We start from the raw sequence: 17,940 nt of genomic DNA, 5'->3' as shown, positions 1-17,940 counted from the left end.
CGTACATAAATGGTTTGCATATCTACCACTATGTTGTTATATGGACTAACTAGTGCATTGACATTGTTTTGGGCATCACTTGGTGTTTCGTGATACGTTACTGTTAAGCCTGGTGCGCCTCCTGTGATTTCGGCTTCCGCATCGGTTAATGTAAATACGCCAAAACCATCACTGTCTGGATCGCAAAACTCTAATGGTGTTGGTGTAAAGGCTACTGGTGCTTGCTCGACATCTAATTGTAAGGTTGTGGTTGTGTAACAGCTTGTATTAACATCCTCTACGCGTACAAAAATGATTTGTGGATTACTAATATTTGTGTAAGGTATTGGTAATGGATTGACTTCCATATCTGCATCCATTTGGGTTAGATAATACGTTACTGCATACGCTGGATTGCCTCCACTGATCTCATTGTTTTTGATGCTTAAATCTATTGCAGTGAAACCGTCTGGGGTATTGTCGTCGCAAACTTCTAAAGGTGAAGCAGCAACAGCAACAGGTTCTGGATATACTGTTACTGATTGATTAGTCGTTGTTGGACATGGTCCATTAGTCGTGTAATCTACACTATAAGTTGAGTTTGGGTTTCCTCCTGTTATTAAACCAGATGAAGCGTCTAAAACTGCTGCATCTGCTGGTGGTGTATTAAATGTAAATGTTCCACCTGGTGTTGCTACTGTATCTACTATACCTCCATCACATGTTGGTGTATAAGTAAAAGAGGAATCATCAGCAGTAAGTACATCTAAAATTTGAGTACTTGTTCCTATACAAGCTCCTGCTGTAGTGTATTCAATGGTATAACTTGCACCTGGAGTCGCAGATGTTACTGTACCTGTATTGACATCAATTACCGCTGCATCTGTTACTGCTGGGTTAAATGCAAAAGTTCCGCCAGGAGTGACAACAGAATCTACTATACCTCCATCACAATTAGCTTGAACGGTAAATGAAGGATCATCTTGATTTAAAACTGTAACGTTTTGGAAACTATTTTCTGGACAAGGACCTGAAGTTGTATATTCTACAGTATAGGTAGTACCAGAAGTTCCGTTTGTCACTTCTCCTGTTGTTGCATCTATAGTTGCACCATCTGTCGGCACAGGATTAAACACAAATGTTCCTCCCATATCTCCAATGACATTCATAGTTGCACCATCACAATTTTCAATTACAGAAAACGTAGCATCTTCTGCTGCAAAAACTGTAACAGATTGTGTGCTACTAGATGGGCAAGTTCCACTGGTAGTATATTCTAGGGTATAAGTTGCACCTGAAGTACCATTTGTAATGGTACCAGTTGTAGAATCTAAAACTGCAGAATCTGTAGGCACTGGGTTAAATGTAAAAGTTCCGCCTGGTGTTGCTATTGTGTCTACTATACCTCCATCACATGTTGGTTGTAATGTAAAAGAAGGGTCGTCTGTAGTTTGTACAGTTAGACCTTGAGTAGTAGTCGTTGGACAAATTCCAGAAGTTGTATATTCAATAGTATAACTAGCTCCAGAGACACCATTAGTAACATCTCCAGTTACTGAATCAATGGTAGCACCATCGGATGGAACTGGATTAAAAGAAAACGTACCACCTGGAGTAACCACTCCACTAACTGTTCCTCCAGAACAATTAGGCGTCATTGTAAACGATGAATCATCATTTAAATTAACTATTAAATCAAAGACTGGTAGTGGAGATGCGACGTAACAAGCTGCATCATTTATTACTTGAACTCTTACGTAAATTGGTTGTGGATTTACCGTATTGGTATAAGGACTAACTAACGCTCCTACTCCCATATCTGCATCAGCAAAGCTTAAATGATAAGTAACTAAAAAGTTAGCAGGAGATTGCGTCCCTAAAATAGCTAAATTTTGAGATTCCAAATCAAATGGTTCAAATCCATCGTTTGATGGGTCATCACAAGTCTCCATATCTGGAGCAGGGTTTATTGTTGGTTGCGTTGTAATATTTAAAGTAAAAGTTTCTGTTTCAAAACACCCAGAATTTAAATATTCAACTCTTACATATATGGTTTGAGGGACTCCTAACACTGCTGATGAAGTGTAATTAGCTGGTGTAGCTATTGGTGCTGTATCGTTATCTGCATCTGCTTGAGTTTCATGATAAGTAATTATTAAATCGCCTGGTATGGTAGATGGAGCAGTAATAGTAGCATCATTTTGAGTTAAATCAAAAATATAAGGTGGCGCACCTGGATTACATAAAAATAAATCGTTTGGTAAACCATTATCAATTTCTGGTAATACGTCTATACAAACTACTTCTGTATATTCGCAACCAAAATCATCTGTAGTTCTGTAAGTAAAACAATGTGTTCCAGCAGTAGCAGGTTGTACGGTTATATCATTTCCTGATGTGCTTACAATAGCAGAATCTGCATCCCAACCTTCAGTAACAGTTACAGGAGTAAATGATAATTCAGGTGGCTGTAAATTTGGGTCAAACTCAATGCTCCACGAAAATATATAACCATTATCAATCGTCCAGTTGTCAATTATTTGAATGGTCCAATCTCCATTTAAAGGACTACCTAATAAAGGTCCAAATCCGCCTTCAGGTAAATATGTTCCTGGAGTAATTGAATTATTAGGTGGATTAGAACCTGCGGTAATAGTAGGGCCATTTTCAAGAGTTACAGTTCCTGTAGTAGAAAAACAATACTCAGCACCAACACCTGGAGTATTTGATCCGTCATCATTGGCACCTCCTAAATAGATTCCACCACCACCAGGAAATCCTTTTAATACAGCTACTTGTCCTGTTGGACTAATTATATTAATATCTAAATCACCTAAAAATGAATGCTCCATATTAACACAAATTGCTACAATTTGGTTAATATCAGTTAGTGTTTGACTAGTGTCATAACAATCTACTGTTACAGAAGTTTCATATGTTGCACCATTACCATCAGGTAAAAAAGTAGTACCACTTACAGGAGGTGTACAATCATTTAAAAATTCAGTAGGAGTTACTACTCCATTAATGGTTGTTGAATCTCCAAAACAAATCACACTATCTACTGCTTGTGTACCTGCAAAATCAGGCTCTGTACCTACTTGTATAACTTGATTGATTAAATTATCATTGGTACAACCGTCAGGACCTGGATCTGTATTGGTGTCAGTTACATTTAAATTTACAATATAAACACCTGGTGTTGGATAAGAAAATGTTGCAGATTGACCACTAATAAAATTACCATCTCCTAAATCCCACTCGTAAGATGCGCCTGTGCCATCTACAGAAAATGTTGCACTACCATTTAAAATAATTTCTTCATTAGGACACACTCTAATGTACCCATCTCCATTTGGAGCAGGAGATGCAGTATCTAATTGAGAGACAATAGTCTGACAAGGTTCATAACATGAAATATCTGCAGCCCAACCACTAGTGTTTCCCGCTGCATCAGATACAAACTCTATAGTTAAACATCCAGTTGGGTTATTTGGTGTTGCAGAAAACATTCCAGGATTTGCTGCTGCACCTCCACCAGAATACGTTCCAAATGCATTAGCAGTAGTATCGTCACCATCATAAATAGTCATAATATCTGCATCTATTTGAGTACTAAATGCAGTAAAGTTTAATTGCACTTGTTGACCTGGTGTATCAGGACAAATAGTTAAGATAAAGTTTTCATTATCTGAATAGAAATCAGAAGCTCCTCCAGAATCGTAAAACACACCACCACACTGACTAACAGTAGTTGTTTGCATTATTACATCTTGAGAAAAGGTGATAAAAGTATTTAAAAATAAGAGTGCTAGTAAAAACTTCTTCATTGTAGTATGTTTAGAATACAGTAATTAATTACGTTTACAGTATTTATTTTTTTATTGTTTGAGGCTTTATGATAATGTAGTAGTTAGTGTTATCTATCTTAAAAATACTTGAACCACTGGTAAAAAAGCCTAAATTATATTTTAACGGATTAAATGTAGAGCTATTAAACGTTTCGTCCCTTGTTAGATTTGGGTTATAGTTATTAAATAACTTAACTTTAGATAGTAATGTATATTTACTATCATCAGTCATGTTTGGGATTTCTGTTATAACAATTCTGTTTCTTAATAAGTGTTTAAAGTCTTTAACACGTTGTTTGTTACTTAGTACATATTTCTGTAATTTATCTTGATACACTTCTTTTAACATTGCTAACTCTTTAGCTGTTAGAGGTGCATCAACATTTTTGTCATATTTTACTAATTGTGTTTGTAGCTTTTTTTTAGTTTGAGCAGTGCCTTGTTGTGTAAACATCACAAAACCAAATAATAGAGGAAATAACAGTCTAAGTTTCATTGTATTTAAAGTGAAATTAAGTGGGAAAATTAAGAAAATTTTAATAAAATAAGTGTTAATACGTCTATCTTATTCCTATTTTTTTAATTCCTATAGATATAACAACTGTAATTAATAATTTCCTACCCTAAAAGAAATTTTTTTATTGCTTATCTTTGCAAACTATTTTATACACCTATTTACAGACCGTATTTAAATGAAGATTGAAAATAATATAGAAGAAAACGATGCTATTGGCGAAAATCATATTAGCACCAATCACGACACTCCATTACGACTAGATGCTTTTAAGCTATCAGATTCTGATAAAATTGAAAGCATTAAAAAAGATGTCACAAACATCATGGAAACCTTAGGCTTAGATCTAACAGATGACAGTCTAAAAGGCACACCAAAACGCGTTGCTAAAATGTTTGTTAACGAAATATTTGGAGGTTTACATCCTGACAAAAAACCTAGTGCTTCAACCTTTGAAAACAAATATCAATATGGAGAAATGCTGGTTGAGAAAAACATTACTGTGTATTCTACCTGCGAGCATCATTTGTTGCCTATAGTTGGAAAAGCTCATGTAGCTTACATCTCTAACGGAACTGTTGTAGGATTATCTAAAATGAATCGCATTGTAGACTATTTTGCTAAGCGACCACAGGTACAAGAGCGATTAACCATTCAAATTGTAAAAGAATTACAAGATGTATTAGGTACAAAAGACGTTGCTTGTGTGATAGATGCCAAGCACTTATGTGTCAATTCTAGAGGAATTAGAGACGTAGAAAGCAGTACAGTAACTTCAGAATTTGGTGGACAATTTAAAAAGAAAGAAACTAAACGCGAATTTTTAGATTACATCAAATTAGACACAAAATTTTAGTAATAACTAATGGAACTTTACAAACAACAACACATAAAAATTTATAATTCGCTTAGTGGCGAAAAAGATGATTTTACACCAATTAATCCAGGTTATATAGGTATGTATGTTTGTGGACCAACCGTTTACAGTAATGTCCATTTAGGAAACGTAAGGACATTTATGTCTTTTGATGTTATTTTTAGATATCTAAAACATTTAGGTTATAAAGTAAGATATGTAAGAAATATTACAGACGCTGGACATTTAGAAAATGATGCAGATGTAGGTGAAGACCGTATTGCTAAAAAGGCACGTTTGGAAGAAATTGAACCTATGGAAGTTGTACAACGCTACACCGTGGACTTTCATAATATATTAAACACCTTTAATTTTTTACCACCTAGTATAGAACCTACTGCTACAGGACATATTATTGAGCAGATAGAGCTTATTAAAACAATAATTGACAATGGTTTTGCTTACGAGGTTAATGGGTCTGTGTATTTTGATGTACATAAATACAATAAAACTAATAATTACGGGATTTTAAGTAAACGTAAATTAGAAGACCTTATCCATAATACTAGAGAGCTTGATGGACAATCAGACAAGAAAAACCCTCAAGATTTTGCACTTTGGAAAAAAGCAGAACCAACACATATTATGCGTTGGCCATCACCTTGGAGCGATGGTTTCCCAGGTTGGCATTTAGAGTGTACAGCTATGAGCACCAAATATCTTGGTGAGCATTTTGATATTCATGGTGGTGGAATGGATTTAAAATTCCCTCATCACGAGTGTGAAATTGCCCAAAACCAAGCAGCAAAAGGTAATACACCAGTTAACTACTGGATGCATGCCAATATGCTAATTATGAATGGTAAAAAAATGGCAAAATCAACAGGTAATTTTATATTACCTACAGAGATTTTTTCTGGTAACAATCCGCACATTACTAAAGCCTATACACCAAGTGTTGCAAGATTTTTTATGCTTCAAGCACATTACAGAAGTATATTAGATTTTACTAACGATGGATTATTAGCTAGCGAAAAAGGCTATAACAGATTAATGGAAGCAGTAAGTCAGTTAGATGATTTAAAAACTGCTGACACCTCATCATTAAAAATAGAAGCATGGCAACAAAAATGCTATGATGCTATGAATGATGACTTTAACACACCTATTTTAATTGCTAATTTATTTGAAGGCGTTAAATACATCAATCAAATTAAAGAAGGAACAGAAACTATTTCTGAAAAGGATTTAGACACTTTTAAAAAATCCATCAACGCTTTTATTTTTGATATTTTAGGTCTAAAAAACGATAAATCGATAAGCTCATCTGGTACAGACAAACTTACTGGAGCAGTAGAATTGTTAATAAAGCTACGCCAAGAAGCCAGAGCAAATAAAGATTTTGCATTATCTGATAAAATTAGAAATGAACTTGCAGAAGCAGGTATTCAACTAAACGATGGTAAGGAAGGGACAACCTTTTCTACTCAATAATTATAATTATCTAATTGAGTGCAGAATAAATAATTTAAGGTAATTGTTTAAAAAAGACTTCGACTGCGCTCAGTCTGACAACTTGATTTCATTTTAAAAATGAAAAAACTACTAATCGCACCATTCTTATTATTAATAAAGGTTTATCAAACCCTTATTTCTCCTTTTACTCCCGCGACCTGTAGATACCAACCAACATGCTCTCATTACACCAAAGAAGCATTATTAAAACACGGATTACTAAAAGGTGGTCGATTAAGCCTAAAACGTATTTTTAGTTGTCATCCTTGGGGAGGAAAGGGTTATGATCCTGTACCCTAAATAAATTCTAATAAATAAAGCATAAATGCTATATTTACAACTCCAAAAAACAAACTATGTATTTACTTAAATTCGATTGGAATCCATTAACTGGAATCGATATTGTTGGAAATTTCAAAATTCATTTTTATAGCTTAATGTGGATTGTCGCATTTGTCCTTGGACATGCTATTATGAAACGTGTTTTTAAACGTGAAAACATCAAGTTAGAGTATTTAGACCCTTTATTTATTTACACCGTTTTAGCCACCATGTTAGGCGCAAGAATGGGTCATGTTATATTTTATCAACCCGAATTATTCACACAAGACCCATTAAGTGTTATTTTACCGTTTAAGTTTGCAGGAGGTTTTGAGTTTCAAGGATTTCAAGGATTAGCCAGTCATGGTGCAGCAATTGGGATAATTGTTGGTATGTATTTGTATCGTAAAAAATACAATTACAAATCGTTGATGTGGATTTTAGACCGCATAGTTATACCTGTAGCTTCTGGTGCTGTGTTTATTAGAATTGGAAACTTTATTAATTCTGAAATTATTGGAAAAGTAACAGATAGCGACTTAGGTGTACGTTTTGTACAAAACTTTTATAATAAATATGAGATTGTAGAAAAAACAGGAATTAAGGATGTAAAAAAGGCTTATGCTTCTATTACTGAAAATTCTAATATGTCTCAACTGTTAGAAGCTGTTCCTTACCGTCATCCTGCACAATTGTATGAGTCGTTTAGTTATATTTTTGTGTTTTTAATTTTGTGGTTTGTGTATACTAAAACCGCAAAAAAAGATCAAACCGGCTTTTTATTTGGACTTTTTTTAGTTCTACTTTGGACGGTTAGATTTTTTGTAGAATATGTAAAAGAACCTCAAGGTGACGAATTTATAAACTGGTTTGGACTAAATACAGGACAATGGTTAAGTATTCCATTTGTTTTAATTGGCTTGTATTTTATGTTTGTATTTAAACCAAAAACAAAAGTTAATTAAATGAAACATTATATCAAATCTTCTCTACTTTGTTTAAGTGTTATTCTAGTTTGTAATTTAACCTCTTGCAAAGAGGAGAAAGCTATAGAGCCAATTAAGGTAGATTTTAAAAAAGAAGGTGAACTTACCCTTTTTAAAGGGACCACAGATACTATTATTAAAGTATTTAATATAGAAATTGCTAAAACAGATTACGACATCCAAACAGGATTAATGTATCGTGATAGCATGAAAGACGATCAAGGTATGTTGTTTGTATTTAACGATGTTAGAGAGCGTTCTTTTTACATGAAAAATACACGTATCCCATTAGACCTTATCTTTTTTGACCATAACAAACGTATTGTAAGTTTTCAAGAAAATGCAAAACCTATGGACGAAAGCAGTTTACCATCTAATACACCTGCACAATTTGTATTAGAAGTTAATGCAGGAACTGCACAAAAACTGTTATTAGATGTTGGTGATAAGATGGACTATTTTGAGTATAAGTTGGTAAAATAGCAACTAGCAAAGAAATTACTTATTCAATTCTTTGTTAGTTAAATAATTAAATTTTACAACCTCTTAACCAACAATCTGTAACCTTTAAACCATACCATATAGCTTTTTTTATTTTTTTCCATCTACTTAATCCATTGTAATAAGATTTAATACTATTACATGATGCACAATCTTTACCACTACCTCCTTGTGGCTTTGGTTGACCGTTAGAATTTGGACTAGTGTCCATTGTTCCAATAACCCACCATAAAACAATTACAATTCCTAATACTACCCAAAACATAATTTTATTTATTTAAGTTAATAATACTCAAAACTAACTATGATCTTTAATTTATCATTGTCTTAATTTATCTTTAGCTAAACTCAATACACCTATGGTATACTAGAGTAGATTAGATGCAAAAAATAAACTAAGTGCTTGCCTGCGTTAAGGATTGTAACAGAAATCCTTTTTGTGAGGCACGAGCAAAAAGATTGGAGTGAAAAGCCTGACGCACTTTTGCCACTAAAAGCAAAAGTGGGTAACGCCCTAAAAAATTATATTGATTGATTTAAAAAGATTGCTTCGCTCTACTTGCAATGACACAAAATAAAAAAGCCTTTCTAAATCAATAGAAAGGCTTTTTAATATGAGAGTAGTTACGGATTACTTGACTACTGTCTCGTCAATAACTTCTTCTTTCTTTTTTAATGCGTCTGCTGCATTTCCTTTTTTAACCGAATCGTACATGATTGGTGTTGCAATAAATAATGATGAGTAGGTACCTACTATAACACCAATAATTAAGGCAAACATGAAGCCTCTAATAGACTCTCCACCAAAAATAAAGATAGCTAATAACACCACTAAGGTTGTTAAAGACGTATTTAACGTACGACTTAATGTACTACTTAATGAGCTATCAATAACTTTATTGAATGGCCAGTTGGTATGCTCGTTAAAAAATTCTCTAATTCTATCAAATACAACCACTGTATCATTCAGCGAGTAACCAATTACGGTTAGGATTGCTGCGATGAAAGCTTGGTCGATTTCCATAGAGAAAGGCATAAACTTGTAAGTAATAGAGAATACTCCTAATACGATGATAACATCATGGAATACTGCAGCTACTGCACCTAAAGAGAATTGCCATCTTTTAAAACGGAATAAGATATATAAGAATACCACTACTAACGATCCTAAAACCGCCCAGAATGACGCTTGTTTAATATCGTCTGCAATAGATGGACTTACTTTGTATTGATCCATAATACCTACTTGCTTGTTTTCTTTAGATAGATCTTTAAATTCTTCAAAAGACACTCCCTTAAGGTAAGGCTGTAAAGCATCATACATTTTAGTTCTTATTTCTTCGTCAACCTCGTTTGCAGTTTCGTTAACTTTATATTTAGTAGAAATTTTTAAGTTATTATCATCTCCAACAGTTTTTACTGTTGCACTACCAAATACATCTGGTGATGCTAAAATCCCTTCAATTTCTACTGCGCTAACTGGCTCTGCAAAACGCACTTGTGTAGTACGTCCTCCAACAAAATCAATTCCTTGATCTAAACCATTAATAGTTAATGATGCTAAACTTGCTACTAAAGCAATACCAGAAATAATATAAGCAACCTTACGTTTTTTAAGGAAAGCAATATTGATGTTTCTGAACAGATTTTTAGTTAATCCTGTCGCGAAGTCTAATTTACCACCTCTGTTAACATACCAATCTACTAATAATCTAGTAATAAAAATAGCTGTAAATAAAGACGTACCAATACCAATTAATAACGTTGTTGCAAATCCTTTAATTGGTCCTGTACCAAAAATAAATAAGATTAATGCAGTTAAACCTGTTGTAATGTTGGCATCTAAAATAGAAGATAAGGCATTACTAAATCCATCTTGAATAGCAGATTTCTGGTCTTTACCTTTGGAGAGTTCTTCTCTAATACGCTCAAAGATAAGTACGTTAGCATCCACAGACATACCAATAGTTAATACGATACCTGCAATACCAGGAAGTGTTAATACAGCTCCAATACCAGACAAGATTCCGAAAATTAATAGGATGTTAAATAACATGGCAATATCTGCAAATAAACCTGCTTTACCATAGTAAAACACCATCCATAATAATACTAATGCTAATGCAATACCAAAAGACATAGTACCACTATCTATAGCTTCTTGACCTAAAGATGGTCCAACCACACTACTTTGAATAATTTCTGCACTTGCAGGTAACTTACCAGCACGTAACACGTTTGCTAAATCTGTTGCTTCACTTAACGTAAAACTTCCAGAAATCTCAGTACTTCCACCTGCAATTGGTCCAGATGTAGAAGTTGGTGCAGAATATACAATATCATCTAACACTACTGCTATTTGGCTTTGGGTTTTAAAGGCATCACCTGTCATTTTTTCCCAAATCTTAGCACCTTTACTATCCATCTGCATACTTACTACCACTTTGTTAGCCTGGTTGTAAGATTGACGTGCATCTGTAACTACTGCTCCACTTAATGGTGGCTCGTTGTCTCTGTTTCCTTTTAAAACAAATAACTCTACTAACTCACTATCTTCTGTTGGCTTTCCAAATAAAAACTTAGTGTGTTTTAACTCACCTGGTAATAAAGCTCTAACTTCTGGCATTGCTAAGTAGTTTGCTACTTTTTCTCTGTCAGATAACTTAACCATTGCCAGGGTTGCACCATATCCAGGAGTTACTAATAGATCACTTAATGGATTAACAACACTTACTACTTCGTTTTCTTCACCTGTTAATTCTGCAATAGCTCTTTCAGCTTCAGTCATTTCTTGCTCTTCAGCAGTAGCTTCTTCACCTTCAGTACTTGCTTTTTCTTTAGCTTTTATTACCTCATTAGCTTGTGCTAAAAATGCTGTAAACTGTTCTGCTTTTAAACCTTCCCAGAATTCTAATTGTGCTGTTGTTGTAATTAACTCTGTAGCACGCTCTACATCTTTTACACCTGGTAATTCTAATAATACACGTCCAGAGTTACCTAAACGTTGGATATTTGGAGACGTTACCCCAAACTCATCAACACGCTTACGTAATACTTCAAAAGCAGAAACGATATAATCGTCCATTTTTGCTTCTAGGACAGCTTTAGTATCGTCATCAGACATATTTAAATCAATCTCTCCAACCATAGAACGGTTAGCAAAGATATCTGGAGAGGCTAATTTAGTATCGCCTTTAATTGCATCAAAAGCCACAAAGAAATCTTCTAAATAAGTGTTTTGACTATTTTTCTGGATCTCGTCCGCGTCATCTAATGCTTTTCTAAATTTTGGGTTTTTACTTTGATTTGATAATCCAAGTAAGATATCTTTAACAGATATTTGAAGTATAGCTTCTAAACCTCCTTTAAGGTCAAGACCTAACTTCATTGAGTTTTGCTTCACTTCTCCATAAGTGTTTCCTAAAAACACGGTTTCTTTTGAAGTGGCTAATGAATCTAAATAGTTTGTTGCAAACTCGTTTACTTTAGCAGAACGGTCTTCTGCTGAGGCTTCAATTTTACTTTCTGCCAATTGCATAGCATTGCTCTCAATCGCGTTATTTTTAAACGTGAATGATAATTGGTAAATACTTACCAATCCAAACAACACTGCAAATAATTTTACTAATCCTTTATTTTGCATGGTTTTGATTATTTAATGTCAATTTTTTATCGCACTAATATATAGTTTACACGAGTATTTGACAATTATTTTTAAATTATAAAATGAATGATTTTGTGCTTCAATTATTAATTGTATTGAAGGTTTTTACGTAGGTGTGATTTTAAAATAAAATCTGTTAAGCAGTAGGTCCTGCTCTAACTTCTGGAATATTAAAAGTGCCTTTATCAATACTAATTGAGATTGAAGTATTTGCTTTTTGGGCAACTTGTATAAGTTGATGTAATTGATGTATGTTTTCAGCTATAGCTGAATAACTAACTGTAATTTGAGAACTTCTAGTATATTCTTGTTTAACCTCAACACTATACTTACCATCAAATCCAATACCAGATTCTGTAGGTGTATTAATTTCAAACACCTCAAATTTATAATTGTCTTTTTGAGGAACATCAGAAGATTTATCTGTTACATAACTTAACTCTCCTTCTAAAACTATGCGTTTTACGCTTTCGACATCAATATCACTGTAATAAGTGATTTTTAAAACTCCGTTATCCTCAAGGACTTGGGTATTTTCAATACCTAATCTTTTAAGCTGAGTTTTAATAGCTGTAATAGCTTGCTCTGTTTGAGAAGTAGTGACTTGACTACCAGAACTAAGTAATACAATTTCTTGATTAGGTACAGTGATTTGTTGTTGGCTAACAACAAAAAATGCAAGTGCAGTAAGTAATGCACCAAAGTACCATTTTAACTTCATGCTTCAAATATAGAAAAATATAGTGTTTATTACTAACACTTGTAGCTAGCAAAATTGGATTAAACTAAAAAGAGCAACTAAAATAGTTGCTCTTTTTTATAATTTTAAGGTAGTTACTTATTACATACCCTCTAATTTCTCATATCCTTCTGGAGGTGTCATGCTAAATTTTTCGTCTGCAACAGCTTCTTTTTTTACTTCTGTTACTTCGTAAGTTATGGTCATGTCCATACCACCTTGACTAACATTCATGGTCATTAATAAAGGAAATCCCTTAAACTCTTCACCAAACTCTACCGTTTGTTGGTTAGCTGCAACAATATCTTCTGTTGTATAAAAATCCATGGTCATAGTTACGCCTTCTTGAGTCATTTCTACGTTATACTCTTGACACTCATAGCCTAAAATGGTTTTAGTCTCATCACCTTTAGTTATAGTAACCTCTGAATTATCTGGTGAGTCCTCAATATCTGTGATTAAGTATTTTTTGCCTAACATTGGATTGTTCATTAATGTTAGCATTTTTTTTGCTTCAGTATCTATAATAGAAACAGACTCTCCAGACATAGGATTATTAGTTTCAGATCTAGTTTTATCATCTTTAAAATAAGTGGTAATTGGAATATCACCAATCATTTCAAATTGTGCTTTAGCTTGCTCATCACTACTTGACATAGTCATTTTTGAAGTGATAACACCTTCTGTTAATTGGTCTTGAGCAACTACAGACAAACTAAAAGTTGCTAATAATAAAAATACTAATTTTTTCATGTTGTAAAATTTGTTACGTTAATTACTTGTTGTTGTGTTGATTTATTAAAGACAAATACCTTGCCATAACAAATTTTACAACTCATTATCAGATTATAATTCTAATAATCCATTAGTTTTAGAAACACCTTCTGCACTTTCTTTCATATGTGCTTTTTCCGCTTCACTTAAATCTATTTCAACTATTTTCTCAATACCGTTACGACCTAATATTACTGGTACACCAATACATAAATCGTTTAAACCGTATTCTCCTTCTAATAACACAGAGCAAGGAAACATTTTTTTCTGGTCACAAGCAATTGCTTGTACTAATCCGCTTACTGCAGCTCCTGGTGCATACCAAGCAGATGTCCCTAATAATTTAGTTAATGTTGCACCTCCAACTTTAGTATCTTCTTTAACTTGATTTAAACGGTCTTCAGATAAAAATTCTGATACTTTTACACTGTTTCTAGTAGCGTGCGCAGTTAATGGCACCATCCCTTTGTCTGAGTGTCCTCCGATAACCATTCCGTCTACATCACTAATTGGTGCACCTAAAGCTTCTGCTAATCTGTATTTAAAACGTGCAGAGTCTAAAGCACCACCCATTCCGATAATTCTGTTTTTAGGCAAACTAGTAGTTTTATGCACTAAATACGTCATGGTATCCATAGGGTTACTTACTACAATAATAATAGTATTTGGAGAGTGTTGGATTAAACTAGAAGATACTGACTTTACAATTCCTGCATTAATACCAATTAACTCTTCACGAGTCATTCCTGGCTTACGCGGAATACCAGAGGTAATAACACATATGTCACTATTTGCTGTTTTTGAATAATCGTTAGTTACACCAGTTATTTTGGTATCAAAACCGTTTAAAGAAGCGGTTTGCATTAAATCCATTGCTTTACCTTCTGCAAAACCTTCTTTAATGTCTAATAAAACGACTTCTGATGCAAAGTCTTTTATTGCAATATACTCTGCACAACTTGCTCCTACTGCTCCTGCTCCAACTACTGTTACTTTCATAATTTTATGTAATATTTTAAATGTTAATGATTTGTGTGTGATTAATTTTACAAAATTAACATTTTAAAATTACTTTTTATTAAGAAAACTATAAATCTAGAACATGAAATTTATTCCTATAGATGCAGCATCAAATTCTGCAAAAGTATAAGACGCGTTTATTCCGAAAAATCCTAATTTTAAATTACCTCCAAATGTAGCTGTAACCCCTTTAGTTTCTGATTCTATTGAGAAAGGATCTACTATTTCTTCTGAAAACAACACACCATTAGACACTCTGTAAGTTCCTAATAAATCTGTAGTTGTATTAGCACTTAAATAGCCTAAAGAGCCATACAAATTGAAGTTTTTAAAATTAGTTCCAGCTATAACCTGAAATAATAAGCTATTTAGTTTAGTTTGAACTTGTTGATTTTCGCCATCTACAACTTGAGTATCTGTAAAATCATAATTTGCATCTAAATGCGTGTAAGCCACTAATCCAGAAATGGATAACGGAAACTTACTATCCTCTGGCAACCAAGCTGTAAATTCTTGTTGTAATCCAACACCGTATAATCCAATTTTAGCATCATTGGTATCTACTTTTGGGAAAAATCTAGCTTTTAATTGAGTCCCTTCTAATATCGAAAAACTTCCTTGTAAAAAAGCAGTAGGAATTAAATTAACATTTGCTGCTCCAATTCCGGTTGGTAGAGTTAATTCGACTTCCTGGTTTCCAAAAATAGGATCTTCATAGGTTACAATTACAGTAATATCTGGATCGTTGTGTCCTAAAGCAGTTGCAACTGTTTTTGAAGGTGAATTATCAGGGAATCTAATATTTTCATAATCTGAAACGTTTAATACAAACGATTTGCTTTCGTCTTTAATAAACGTTGCATTACCAATTATTGATAATTCTACACCATGCTTTTTTGGTGCTTTTGCATTATTAAACCATCCAGTACTTACACCGTAAGCTAGTCCATCTGTTGCTGGTAGTAAATAATCAGTAGAAAATCTTTTAGCATCATTTATACCTGCTGCAAGTAATTCGTTTAAGTTTTCTTGTGCGATTAAAGTAAGGTTAAAAATAAGTCCTAAACTTATTAAAATACATTTTTTCATTCTATTTGGGTTTTATTTTTTTATACTAACGAAAAACACTCTTAAAAGTTTTATTTAAGAGTGTTTTTTTTAATTTTTTCCTAAAATTGTTTAGGCATCAATATTTGCATAAATAGCATTTTTCTCGATAAACTCACGTCTTGGTGGTACTTCGTCACCCATTAACATAGAGAATACACGATCAGCTTCTACACCATTGTCTATATGGATTTGACGCAATGTTCTAAACTCTGGATTCATAGTTGTATCCCAAAGTTGTTCGGCATTCATCTCTCCAAGACCTTTATATCGTTGGATTTTGGCAGATTCACCAAACTCTTCCATAATAGCTTGACGCTCTTCATCATTCCAAGCATATTGCTTTTTATTTCCTTTCTTCACTAAATATAAAGGAGGTGTTGCAATATAAATGTGACCATTTTCTATTAATTCTTTCATATATCTAAAGAAGAATGTCAGAATCAAAGTTTCAATATGCGATCCATCAATATCGGCATCACACATAATTACAATTTTATGGTATCTTAATTTTGAAAGGTTAAGTGCTTTGCTATCTTCTTCTGTACCAATAGTAACACCTAAAGCGGTAAAAATGTTTTTAATTTCTTCATTTTCAAACACTTTATGTGTCATAGCCTTTTCAACGTTTAAAATTTTACCACGTAATGGTAAAATAGCTTGAAATGCTCTATCACGACCTTGTTTTGCAGTTCCACCTGCCGAATCACCCTCGACTAAGTACACTTCACATTTAGAAGGGTCTTGCTCTGAACAATCAGATAATTTTCCTGGCAAACCACCAATACTCATTACTGTTTTACGCTGTACCATTTCACGCGCTTTTTGAGCTGCGTGACGTGCTTGAGCTGCTAAGATTACCTTTTGTACAATAGTTTTGGCATCGTCTGGATGTTCTTCTAAATAATTAGTTAACATCTCTGACACAGACTGACTTACTGCTGCAGAGACCTCACGGTTACCTAATTTGGTTTTTGTTTGACCTTCAAATTGTGGCTCTTGTACTTTTACAGATACAATTGCTGTTAAACCTTCACGGAAATCGTCTCCTGCAATATCAAACTTTAATTTGTCAAGCATTCCAGACTCGTCAGCATACTTTTTAAGCGTATGTGTTAAACCACGTCTAAATCCAGAAAGGTGTGTTCCTCCTTCATGCGTGTTAATGTTATTTACATACGAGTGTAAGTTTTCTGCATAACTAGTATTGTAAACCATTGCTACTTCTACTGGCACGCCATTTTTTTCACCTTCAAAAGAGATTACATCATTCATTAAAGGTTCTCTGTTACCATCTAAAAACTTGATAAACTCTTTAAGTCCTTCTTCAGAATGAAACGTTTCACCTTCAAAAGATCCATCGTCTTTTTTATGTCTTTTATCTACTAAATGTACTGTAATACCTTTATTTAAATAGGCTAATTCACGCATTCTACTAGCTAGCGTATCATAGCTATACTCAAGTGTTTGAGTAAATATGGTTGGATCTGGTTTAAAGGTTACTGTTGTACCTCTTTTATCTGTTTCTCCAATTGCTTTAACAGGGTAAAGAGATTTACCTCTTTCATACTCTTGTTCCCAGATTTTTCCGTCTCTGTAAACGGTTGCTCTTAAGTGTTCTGATAATGCATTAACACAACTTACACCTACTCCGTGTAAACCACCAGAAACCTTATAAGAATCTTTATCAAATTTACCTCCTGCACCAATTTTAGTCATTACAACTTCTAATGCAGAGATCCCTTCCTTTTTATGAATATCTACAGGTATACCACGACCATCATCTTCTGTGGTAATAGAATTATCTTCATTAATAGTTACTGTAATATTATTACAATGACCAGCTAATGCTTCGTCAATAGAGTTATCTACAACCTCATATACTAAATGGTGTAAACCACGTACTCCAACGTCTCCAATATACATGGAAGGACGCATTCGTACGTGCTCCATTCCTTCTAACGCTTGGATGCTATCAGCCGAATAATTGTGCTTATTAAACTCTTCTTTTTTTTCACTCATGTTTGTAGTGTTTATATTCTAATTTTTTAATTCTTCATGTCATAAAAAAAGATGCCTGAAAGCATCCTTTTGAATACAAACAAATATACGA

Annotated in this window: 14 protein-coding genes; 5 read left to right on the top strand and 9 right to left on the bottom strand. The window is 33.6% G+C overall.

What is annotated here, in order from left to right; all coding sequences use genetic code 11:
• Together LY08_RS13315 and LY08_RS13310 are read right to left on the bottom strand one after the other, a co-directional pair.
• On the bottom strand, nt 1-3,809 hold a 3,809-nt coding region (locus tag LY08_RS13315; RefSeq protein ID WP_146603230.1), incomplete at its 3' end, for a PKD domain-containing protein.
• A gap of 43 nt (nt 3,810-3,852) precedes the next feature.
• A complete protein-coding gene (locus tag LY08_RS13310) occupies nt 3,853-4,326 on the bottom strand; it encodes a hypothetical protein (RefSeq protein ID WP_111660923.1) in 474 nt (157 codons plus the stop codon).
• 196 nt (nt 4,327-4,522) lie between these two features.
• Between LY08_RS13310 and folE the strand changes: the two genes are divergently transcribed.
• From folE to LY08_RS13285, 5 genes are all read left to right on the top strand, one after another.
• Nucleotides 4,523-5,200: a GTP cyclohydrolase I FolE gene (folE, locus tag LY08_RS13305; protein WP_111660922.1), complete on the top strand. Its 678-nt coding sequence runs from the start codon at nt 4,523-4,525 to the stop codon at nt 5,198-5,200.
• 9 nt (nt 5,201-5,209) lie between these two features.
• Nucleotides 5,210-6,694 carry a cysteine--tRNA ligase gene (gene cysS, locus LY08_RS13300; protein ID WP_111660921.1) on the top strand — a complete coding sequence of 495 codons (1,485 nt, stop codon included), beginning with the start codon at nt 5,210-5,212 and terminating at the stop codon, nt 6,692-6,694.
• Between the two features lie 99 nt (nt 6,695-6,793).
• Nucleotides 6,794-7,015 carry a membrane protein insertion efficiency factor YidD gene (gene yidD, locus LY08_RS13295; RefSeq protein WP_111660920.1) on the top strand — a complete coding sequence of 74 codons (222 nt, stop codon included), beginning with the start codon at nt 6,794-6,796 and terminating at the stop codon, nt 7,013-7,015.
• Between the two features lie 56 nt (nt 7,016-7,071).
• Nucleotides 7,072-8,001, top strand: coding sequence for a prolipoprotein diacylglyceryl transferase (gene lgt / locus LY08_RS13290; protein ID WP_111660919.1), 930 nt, complete (start codon nt 7,072-7,074; stop codon nt 7,999-8,001).
• Nucleotides 8,002-8,505, top strand: coding sequence for a DUF192 domain-containing protein (locus tag LY08_RS13285; protein ID WP_111660918.1), 504 nt, complete (start codon nt 8,002-8,004; stop codon nt 8,503-8,505). It abuts the gene before it with no gap.
• A 46-nt stretch (nt 8,506-8,551) separates the two neighbouring features.
• Here LY08_RS13285 and LY08_RS13280 read toward each other — a convergent pair whose 3' ends face one another.
• The 7 genes from LY08_RS13280 to gyrB form a co-directional block, all read right to left on the bottom strand.
• Nucleotides 8,552-8,788: a hypothetical protein gene (locus LY08_RS13280; RefSeq protein ID WP_111660917.1), complete on the bottom strand. Its 237-nt coding sequence runs from the start codon at nt 8,786-8,788 to the stop codon at nt 8,552-8,554.
• Nucleotides 8,789-9,154: 366 nt separating this feature from the next.
• Nucleotides 9,155-12,166, bottom strand: coding sequence for a protein translocase subunit SecDF (secDF, locus tag LY08_RS13275; RefSeq protein ID WP_111660916.1), 3,012 nt, complete (start codon nt 12,164-12,166; stop codon nt 9,155-9,157).
• 157 nt (nt 12,167-12,323) lie between these two features.
• Nucleotides 12,324-12,908: a hypothetical protein gene (locus LY08_RS13270; RefSeq protein WP_111660915.1), complete on the bottom strand. Its 585-nt coding sequence runs from the start codon at nt 12,906-12,908 to the stop codon at nt 12,324-12,326.
• Nucleotides 12,909-13,028: 120 nt separating this feature from the next.
• Nucleotides 13,029-13,679 carry a DUF4412 domain-containing protein gene (locus tag LY08_RS13265; protein ID WP_111660914.1) on the bottom strand — a complete coding sequence of 217 codons (651 nt, stop codon included), beginning with the start codon at nt 13,677-13,679 and terminating at the stop codon, nt 13,029-13,031.
• Nucleotides 13,680-13,772: 93 nt separating this feature from the next.
• Nucleotides 13,773-14,699, bottom strand: a complete 927-nt coding sequence (gene mdh, locus LY08_RS13260) for a malate dehydrogenase (RefSeq protein WP_111660913.1) — start codon at nt 14,697-14,699, stop codon at nt 13,773-13,775.
• A gap of 96 nt (nt 14,700-14,795) precedes the next feature.
• Entirely contained in the window at nt 14,796-15,809 is a 1,014-nt protein-coding gene (locus LY08_RS13255) for a DUF6588 family protein (RefSeq protein WP_111660912.1), read from the bottom strand.
• Between the two features lie 90 nt (nt 15,810-15,899).
• Nucleotides 15,900-17,849, bottom strand: coding sequence for a DNA topoisomerase (ATP-hydrolyzing) subunit B (gene gyrB / locus LY08_RS13250; RefSeq protein WP_111660911.1), 1,950 nt, complete (start codon nt 17,847-17,849; stop codon nt 15,900-15,902).
• Between the last annotated feature and the right edge of the window lie 91 nt (nt 17,850-17,940).

It is taken from the genome of Olleya aquimaris (assembly GCF_003259525.1).
GTDB classification, from domain to species: Bacteria; Bacteroidota; Bacteroidia; order Flavobacteriales; family Flavobacteriaceae; genus Olleya; species Olleya aquimaris.
This window is presented reverse-complemented; position numbering and strand designations above follow the sequence as displayed.